General features: G+C 46.2%; 2 protein-coding genes. Both read right to left on the bottom strand.

The window, feature by feature from the left end; all coding sequences use genetic code 11:
- Nucleotides 1–84: 84 nt before the first annotated feature.
- Nucleotides 85–687 carry a response regulator transcription factor gene (locus RR877_RS10315; RefSeq protein WP_332619221.1) on the bottom strand — a complete coding sequence of 201 codons (603 nt, stop codon included), beginning with the start codon at nt 685–687 and terminating at the stop codon, nt 85–87.
- A 33-nt stretch (nt 688–720) separates the two neighbouring features.
- The coding region (locus RR877_RS10310; RefSeq protein ID WP_332628180.1) for a sensor histidine kinase at nt 721–1638 on the bottom strand (918 nt) is incomplete at its 5' end.

Here is a 1638-nt window from a genome sequence, read left to right as displayed (position 1 = left end):
AATCCGTTGGTTCTTGAGGCTCTTAAAGCCTCATCACAGTCTCAATCTCATTTAAGAGATTTGAGTACGTATCTGGATTAAGTCTTAAATCAGCCCCAGCGCAATTGCTTTGCTGATGGCGCGAGATCTATTGTCAGCATTCAATTTTGTGATTATGTGCGAAACGTGGCTTTTCACGGTTGCCTCAGAGAGGTGAAGCTTTTCAGCGATTTCTTTGTTTCCACTTCCACCAGCAATCAGACCAAGAACCTCAGTTTCACGCGCAGTCAGTTTGGGGAGAGGGTTTGAAAGCCCGTTGAAGACTTTTTCAGCAATCTTTGGAGAGAAGAATGTTTTACCTTCAGACGCAGCGTGAATTGCTGAGATTATTTGCTCAGGTTCAGAATCTTTGAGTACATACCCTGAAGCACCCGCTTTGATTGAAGCGAGAATTTCTGCATCGCGGTTATGCGTGGACAAAATAATAACTGCGGGGGGAGTTTTCAGCAGTCGCAATGCAGCAGTGGTATCTATGCCGTCAATACCCTCACCTAGACGAAGATCGCACAACACCACGTCTGGATTAACGGATGAAGCTTTGGAGAGTGCTTCTTCGCCAGAGCCGACAGAGCTAACAACCTCTATATTTTCTGTGCTGAGCACAGCTAGGAGTCCTTTGCGGACAACAGGGTGGTCATCGACCAACATAACTTTTATCAATGCAACCTATGCTCGCTCTTGTTATTTGCTATTGCTGTGGGAAAGTGCGCTAGGCAAACTCACCGAGACTGATGTTCCCGTTTCGGGGCTGCTATTAATTGACAAGCTTCCCCCCAATTCTCGCAGTCTGTCCCTCATCAGTCTCAATCCAAATTTCTGAGACTCTTTCGTGGGGGACGTTTCCCAATCTGCAGTATCAAACCCAACACCGTTGTCACTGATTGTGAGGCGTAACTGATTCGAGCGGTTAAATAATTCAACGACTATTCGGTTTGCTCGTGAATGCAGTCGTATGTTTGCTAAAGCGGATTGTGTGGTGCGAAGTAGTGCAACTTCGACATCTGCGCGAATTTTCGGTAATTCACTGTCGATATGTAACTCGAACTGCACACCAAATTCCTGACGCAGTCTCTCCAACATGTTCTGAATTGCGATGACTATTTGTGTGTTCTCGAGTTCGGCAGGAACGAGTTCATCCAGAATTTTTCGAACATCCACAAGGCTTTCTTTAGCGATTGTTTCAATGTGCTGCAGAGTCATAATTGCTTGTGACGCATCTACCTGGGAAGTAGAGGCATGAGCTAAAAGGCGAATTGACGTGAGGGACTGGGCAATTGTGTCGTGCAAATCACGTGCAATTCTGGTTCTTTCTTCAATTGCCCCAGATTCTCTCTGAGTAACTGCAAGTTCATCCTGCAAAAGCAAAAACTCTAGCTGGGCACTTTGCAGTGAGGCTAAGAGTTCTTCTCTTTCACGTGCACTGTGTAGTAGCTGGAGGTAGCCACGAGAGATTCCAAAGGCAAATAAGCCACCAATTGCAGGACCAATTACGCTGGCAAAGTTGAGGGCATCAAAATGCAGAAGGGGTGCGAGGACGACAACAGCAAATATTAATCCCGAGTATGCAATTCCGACTTTGAGAGAGAATTGATGACCCGC

This window comes from Aurantimicrobium sp., assembly GCF_036667855.1.
Classification (GTDB): domain Bacteria; phylum Actinomycetota; class Actinomycetes; order Actinomycetales; family Microbacteriaceae; genus Aurantimicrobium.
The sequence above is the reverse complement of the archived record's forward strand: the minus strand, read 5'-3'. Positions and strand labels throughout refer to the sequence as shown.

Bases quoted from the DNA above. Each gene is read 5' to 3' on its own strand.
- RR877_RS10315 (WP_332619221.1), bottom strand. From the start codon at position 687: ATGTTGGTCGATGACCACCCTGTTGTCCGCAAAGGACTCCTAGCTGTG.